Raw genomic sequence first — 7,871 nt, 5'->3', positions numbered from 1 at the left:
GGCCGCCTGGGCATTGAGCTGTGCATAGCTAAGTTGCTCGCTGTCACTGTGTACAGCAATGGCATCCGGTGTCAGGGCTGCCTGCTGCTCGAAGCGCTCAATCAGACCTCGCGGATCATAGACACTGCGCGTTACCGGTAACTGCTGCTGTAACTGGGTAAATTGTACCTTGCTGAGGGGGGTCAGAGACTCAATCGACACCGTAAACCCATCTTCTGTGTCAAGGCAACGGGCATAGTTTTCTAAAATGGTATCCAGATGTGCCATCATAGTAGTGATGCTTTGCTCACTATATATCGCATCATCATACGACCAGCCAATGACCGTCCCCTGCTGAGCGAGCTCAGCATGAATATCAATATCACCACGGATTGTCATGGTCATATCTTCGGGCACATAGGGGGTAAATGTGACGTTTTCCTGAGCCTGTGGATTGCTTGCTAACCCAGTGTCATTGCAGGTCAGCTGAATTTGAAATAATGGTGTATAACTATTAGAGCGAGTAACCTCAAGCTGTTCAACCAGGTGCTCAAACGGCACATCCTGATTTGCCTGCGCTGACAAGTGTACCTGGCGGATGTGTTGTAAATAACTGTCCAGGGACTGCGCTTTAAGCTCCACCCGCAATACCAGTCTATTTAAAAAACACCCTATCAGTTGCGCCACTTCGGCCTGCGAGCGGTTAGCGACCGTGGTGCCGACCACAATATCCCGGCTGGACGAGAACGTATGTAGCAACAACACCAATGCACTGTGCAAACACATAAACGGCGACAACTGATATCGACGGGCAATGGCCACCAACTTCGCCGTCAGCTCAGCACTGAGCATTTGATTACACTTTTTACCGCTGAACTTTTTATTGTCAGGCCTGGGGTAATCCCCCGCCAGGCTATGTAACTCGGGCAACCCCATCAACTGTGTGCGCCAGTATGCCAGCTGGTCCTGATAGTCCTGGGATTTTGCCCAGTTTTGCTGCCAGTGGGCAAAGTCACTGTACTGCACAGTCAAAGGTGGTAATGCTTGTGTGCCACTGTACAAGGTCATAAATTCATTTTTAAGTATATCGAGTGACCAGGCATCGGACGCAATATGGTGCATATTAAACAGCAAAATACCATGAGGCTGATTACCACATGGTGCATCGGTGAGCTTGATATAATGGATATCCAGCAACGCGTCTTGCTGCAGGTCGAATATTTTACCTGCATGTGCCAACGCCAGCGCCTTGACCTTATCTCGCTGTGCGTCGTCACAGAGTGTGCTCAAGTCAGTAAACTGTACCTCATCCGTGACTTGCTCGCGCAACACTGGCTGGGGTCCCTCATCACTGGCTGCATAACCGGTTCTGAGTATTTCATGGCGAGTGATAATTGCACGCAGGGCACCTGTTGCTCGCTCTACGTCAAAGGGCTGATACACCGAATAGGCCATTGGCATGTTGTACTCACTGCCACCACCTTGCAGTTGATTGACAAACCACAGACGCTGCTGAGCAAACGACAGACTATGTTGTTTCTCGTGCGCAGCCACAGGCTGAATGCGTTCAACCTTATCAGTGGGCGCCGATTGGGACAGCGTGGCAATAATGTCTTGCTTGTGCGCGCCAATGAGCGCCTTATGCTCGGCAGTCAGGGCCCCTTTCTGGGCTTTGGCCTTGAGCTTGCCATTATCCAGATAGACCGCGACTCCCTGAGCAACCAGTTCAGCTAATAATTTGTTGATTTCAACCATTCATTCAAGTCCTGTTAGTCGAGACATGCGCCAGAGACTGACTTCATGTTACTTCTGTGGTCACTACATAGTGACTATTTATAACAGAACCGGTGTGGTGATTACTGCCTGTAAGATTTGACAAGGCCTACGACCTGGGACCTCTATTGACAGCCCAAATGAGTGAGATGCAGACGATATAAAACCGGGATTAAGTAAAATAGGTATAAAAAAACGCCATCATGATCTCATGCGTGAGATCATGATGGCGCGATTGCCCTGTGGAACTTTGGCTTATGATGGGGCATGTAACCTGGTGTTAAAACTCGACTTCGTCCAGTTCAGCCTCATTGATTTCACTCAGCTGCATGTCCAGTATTTTTTTATCCAAAAGTGCCGCCAGTTGGTTAATTTGTGCATGCTCAATGGCCTCTTTAATTGACACCGACACCTCGAATGCCTGGTGCAACCGCTGCACCAGCTTCATTAGGCTCAGCGAGTGTCCACCCAGCTCAAAGAAAGACTGCTCCACACTGATGTTCGCACCATCATAGTCCAGTAATTCAGCCCAGATATCCCGTAACTGGCACTCAGTTTTGGTTGTCGGCGCTACCTTGTTGTTGCCTGACAAACCTTCTCCCGGCTGTGGCAACGCCTTTTTATCGATTTTGCCATTGACCGTCAGAGGCCAGTCCTGCATCAGCGTCATTTGCTCAGGTACCATATAAACAGGTAAGAAGGCCGCTGCTGCACGTTTAATGCGATCAATCTCCTGAGCATGGCGCTGCTCTTCTACACTGTGTTCAAGCTTGAGATAGGCATGAAGCACCTGCGTACCCTGGCTTTGTCTGGCAATTACCACCGCACTGTCAACATTATCAATACTGCTCAGCTGATGGGTAACTTCACCCAGTTCAATCCTGAAGCCGCGGATCTGTACCTGATCATCCACACGGCCAATAAACTGAATTTTGCCATCCCTTTGACAGCGTGCCAGATCGCCGGTTTTATACAGTTTGCCGCACCCTGTATCGGCACCGTAAGGATTGTCGATAAAGCGCTCAGCACTGAGCGCCTCACGCCCCAGGTAGCCTGCTGCAAGGCCGGCACCCGTAACATACATTTCACCGACGACACCCACAGGCACAGGTTGCAACTGTGCATCAAGTATATAAATGGCCTGGTCCACCAATGCGCTGCCAATATGGATCTGAGCTATCTCATCGCGTGCAATAGGCGCAAAGGTCACATGCACTGTGGTTTCGGTAATGCCATACATGTTGATCAACTCAGCCTGGGCATTTGCCGGGTGCTGACACCAGCTTTGCAGATGTTGCGTTTGCAACGCTTCACCGCCAAACACCACATAGCGCAGTGCCGGTAGACTGATATCGTGCGTAACCACATACTCAGCAAACACCCCAAAGGCGCTCGGGGTCTGGTTTAAAACACTGAGCTGATGCTGCTGACATAACTCAACAAACGCTGCGGTATCGCGGGTTTGCTGATGCGTTGGGATCAACAGCTTGCCACCTTGGCTAAGCGCTCCCCAGATCTCCCAGACACTAAAGTCAAATGCATAGGAATGGAATAGACACCAGGTATCCTGATTGCTAAAGGAAAAATCCTCCGCTGCACTGGCAAATAAGCGCGCCATATTGCGATGCGTCTGTACCACACCTTTCGGTGCCCCGGTCGAACCGGAGGTATAAATCACATAGGCAGGGTCATCCAGTGATATTTCAGGCAATGAACTTAGCGCCGCGATATCTTCGACCAATAACGCACTGGTATCCAGCGTGATGACCTGACAAGCTGGAGCATCCAGCGCCGCTTCGCATCCTGGCTGCGCCAGACACAAAGCAATGTTTGCATCATTGATAATATAATTCAGTCGCTCTGGTGGGCTGTTCGGGTCTAGCGGGACATAAGCGCCACCGGCCTTCAGAATTGCCAGGATCCCCACTACGGTTTCAATTGAGCGCCCAACGCACAAGCCGATCAGGTCGCCTTGCTGTATACCCCTGTCTGTAACCAGCGACGCTGCCAGCCTGTTCGTCATCCTTTGTAGCTCAGCATAACTGACCTGCTGCTCGTCCATCACCAAAGCGGTACGCTCAGGCGTAACAAGGGCATGGCGGTCAAACTGCGCAACCATATTGCAAAGCTGCATATCCGCAAAGGTCACTTTCGGTGGGGCCAGCAGTGTTTGCACCTCTTCTGGCTGCATGATTTCCATGCTCCCAAGCGATGCAACGGCTTCAAGTGATAGCAGGCTGCGTAGCGCGGTATTAAAGTGTGCTAACAACTGGGTCATATCGGTACGGTCATATTGATGGCCATGGAAACTGAGGCGCAAACTCAACACGCCCTGTAAAGAAGCCGTCAGCGCAACCGGATAGTTTGTATATTCAATCGACGCCGCATTTTGTACCTGTAACTGGCTTGCTCCCTCCTGCCCGGTCTGCGCGCCGGTTTCATGTAAATCCGCCGGGAAGTTCTCAAACACAAACAGGCTGTCGAACATCGCGCCCTGTATACCATGATTACCACAACTTAAAATTTCCGGCAAAGGCAGATAACCATGTTGTTCACGCTGACTGTGCGCCCTGTGCAGCTGCTGAAGCTGACTGCCAATACTGGCCTGATGATCCAGCTGCACTCTGACCGGTACCGTGTTGATAAACAAACCGATCATTTGTTCCACATTGGCCACTTCCGGCGGTCGGCCAGAGAGTGTGGTGCCAAAGCAGACATCCGATTGCCCACTATAGCGGTGCAGTGTATACGCCCATGCCAGCTGCAACACAGCATTGGCGGTAACCTGATGACGCTGAGCAAATTGGCTCAACTGCCCGGTCAACTGTTCATCGGACGTCCATTTAACTTCTTCATAACGTGGTAAATCACAGGTCGCGGCAGGCAATTGCAATTGAGTCGGAGCGCTCACCCCTGCCAGTTCTGCATGCCAGAACGTACGTGCCTCTTCTCTGTCTTGGTTACATAGCCATTGAATATAGTCCTCATAGTTCGCCGCAGGTGGTAAGGTCAGTGACTGTCCAGCCGTCAGACTCTGATAATACCCCAGCACTTCAGAGAACAAGGTTGCCTGACACCAGCCATCGGTTAAGACATGATGATGCGCCCAAATAAGCTGTGCTTTGTGCCCGCTCAGGCGCACCAGTGTCAGACTCATCAACGGTGCCAGGTCGAAGGAAAAGCCTTTCGCCTTAATAGAATGATGCAGCTCACTGAGTTGTGACCTAAGTTGTTCAGCCGGAACCTGCTGCCAGTCGAGCACGTCCATTTCTATCAGTGCGTTATGATGTACGACCTGATGAATATCCGCATCATCGAACACACTAAAACTGGTACGCAAAATAGCATGTCGCGCTATTACCTTTTGCCATGCCTGTTGCATGGCCGATGCATCCACATCACCCGCCACATCGAAATGGGTCAGCGTTGTGTAGAGGCTGGCATCTTGCTGCAATAAATCATGGTAGATCATCCCCTGCTGCATGGGCGTAGCGACATATACCCTTTCAATGTCCGTGTACTGAGCTTGTAATGTATCCAGCTGGGCTTGTTGTAATGTCGCAGCCGGGAAATCCTCTACAATCAGGGTATGACACTGAGCCCCTGCTTTAGCTTGCGCAACCAGCTGAAGCAACACAGCCTTAAACTGGGCTGCCAGTGCCTCAATTTGCCCCTCTTTATAACTTGGCATCGCAAAGCTCAAATCGAATCTCAGCTGATTGTCCTGGCTTTGGCCATTGACCATGAGGTGATGTAAATCGGCCACCTCTGCTGCAGACTCTGCCCCCCGAGACTCTTGTGCCATGGCCAGACGCCCCTGTGACCCCGCAACATTGTCCAATTTACCCAGATAGTTAAATACAATTGCCTGATCGGCACTGCGCGCATCCAGGGCACAAATTTCGGGATCCTGACGGATATATTTCAACAAGCCATAGCCCAGACCATGCATCGGCAGCTGTTGTAAGGTCTGTTTGACCGACTTAACCGTTGCGACCAGCTCCTGTTGCTGACCTCCGAGGACCAGGGGATAGAGGTTGGTAAACCAGCCCATAGTCTGAGTTACATCCAGCCCCTCAAACAGGGCCTCTTCGCGACCATGACTTTCCATATCAATGCGCAACAAAGGTCTGGCAAAAGTCGTCTGATAAGCCAGTAAGAAGGCACTGAGCATCAGGGTATCCACATTACTGTGGAAGACCTGCTGACAGTCTGCCAGTAACACCCGGGTATCCGATTCGTCCAAAGAGAAAGACACATTCTGCCATTGCTCGGCCACAACATTGTGCGATGGCTGAGCCGGGAACAGCGACAGCCTGTCACGCCAGTATGCTCGTTGTGAGGTCAGTGCCTCAGAATGCGCCAGAGCATTAACTGCTTCACCCCAGGCCTGATATGAACTGGTCTTTTCAGCCAACTGAATAGCCTGGCCGGTTTCAATTGCCTGCAGCGCAGTTTCCAGATCCTGTAACAGGATCCGCCAGGATACCCCATCCACGACCAAGTGGTGAATGGTAATAAACAGCCGCGCAGGTTTGTCCTCACCGGCATAAAAATACACAAATTTGCACAACGGACCATGTTCTATATCCAACTGTTTTTGCAGGGCATCACACTGACGCTCAACCTCTGCGCTAAACGCACTATCCGTCAGCGTACTTAAATCCACAACCTGATGCATGCTGCCAATCTGAGCATCACTCAAAGGTGCAAACCGGGCAACCTCCGAAAATCTCAGCCGTAATGCATCGTGACGCTCAACGAGTGCATTGACCAGCTCAGCAAAATAGCTTGCCAGGTTGGCAGGCGCACTCAGCAGCAATGACTGATTGTAGTGGCTCGGCGTAGCGCGGTTGGCCTCAAAAAAGCGTTGCTGAATTGGCAGTAATGGCATCTCACCTGTGACCGCATCCTGCTGTGCATTGATGCGGGTACTGAATTCAACATGTTCGCTCAGGGTAGCGATCGTCGGGGTCGCAAACAACTGTTTCACATTCAGATGTAAGCCTTGTTGTCTAGCCCGCCCAACCATCTGAATGGCAATAATAGAGTCCCCCCCAAGCGTAAAGAAGTTATCTTGTATCCCGACCTGCTCAATGCCCAGCAAATCCTGCCAAATATCACATAAAGTGGCTTCAGTGCTGTTTCTGGGTGCGCAATAGTCATTTTGCAGCAATGCCTTGTCAGGCTCAGGGAGCGCCTTTTTATTGATTTTGCCATTCGCCGTCAGTGGCCACTCTTTGATGATCACTGCCAGCTTGGGCACCATGTAGTCAGGTACTGACGCTGCAAGCTGTGCCAACGTCGCACTGATAAAGTCACCCTGAACGTCGTCTTTAACGGTCTCGACTGGCTGTATATAGGCAACCAGATCATGGCCAGACGCACCTTTTTTGGCCAGTACAACAGCCGAATCTATGCCCGCCAACTGACTCAGCCGCTGGGCAATTTCCCCCAGCTCAACGCGAAAACCGCGGATCTTAATCTGATCATCGGCGCGGCCCACAAAGGCCAGGTTGCCATCGGCCAGATAGCGAACTAAGTCGCCGGTGCGGTACAAGCGCCTGCTGCTGCCTGCCACCTCCGGGTCATAAAATGGATTGTCAACAAAGCGCTCGGCGGTCAGCTCGCTTTGATTCAGATAGCCCCGCGCCAAACCGTCACCACCCACATACAGCTCACCTAAGCTGCCGTGAGGTAAGAGGTTTTGTTGCTTATCCAACACATAAGTCTGAACATTGCACAACGGTGTGCCGATATGCACGATGTCATTGGTAATTTCACCTACTGTGGCACACACAGAGGTCTCCGACGGACCATAGGCATTATAAAATGGATAATGGGCGCGCCAGCGGGCCACCACTGCCTCTTCACAGGCCTCACCTGCCACAATTAAACATTGCAGTGCCAGGTCCGTCTGCAAGGCCATGGTGGATAACAGCGCTGGCGGTAAAGTCGCATGAGTGATCTGCTGCGTTTTTAGCAACGCTGACAGCTGCTCCACGTCCGTACGCTGTGACTCGTCGGCAATCACCAGGGCCGCACCGCAGCTCAGGGCCATGAGCCACTCCCAGGTCGCCGCATCAAAACTGATCGAAGCAAATTGCAGCACCTTACTG

The 7,871-nt window shown here is 51.4% G+C and carries 2 protein-coding genes; both read right to left on the bottom strand.

The window, feature by feature from the left end; all coding sequences use genetic code 11:
* Positions 1-1,734 (bottom strand): condensation domain-containing protein (locus C3B51_RS21200; RefSeq protein WP_240701944.1); only part of this gene is annotated, 1,734 nt, incomplete at its 3' end.
* A gap of 298 nt (positions 1,735-2,032) precedes the next feature.
* Positions 2,033-7,864 (bottom strand): non-ribosomal peptide synthetase, encoded by a 5,832-nt coding sequence (locus C3B51_RS21195; RefSeq protein WP_276319655.1) that lies wholly within the window; start codon positions 7,862-7,864, stop codon positions 2,033-2,035.
* Between the last annotated feature and the right edge of the window lie 7 nt (positions 7,865-7,871).

Source organism: Pseudoalteromonas rubra, from assembly GCF_004212645.1.
Classification (GTDB): Bacteria; Pseudomonadota; Gammaproteobacteria; order Enterobacterales; family Alteromonadaceae; genus Pseudoalteromonas; species Pseudoalteromonas rubra_G.
This window is presented reverse-complemented; position numbering and strand designations above follow the sequence as displayed.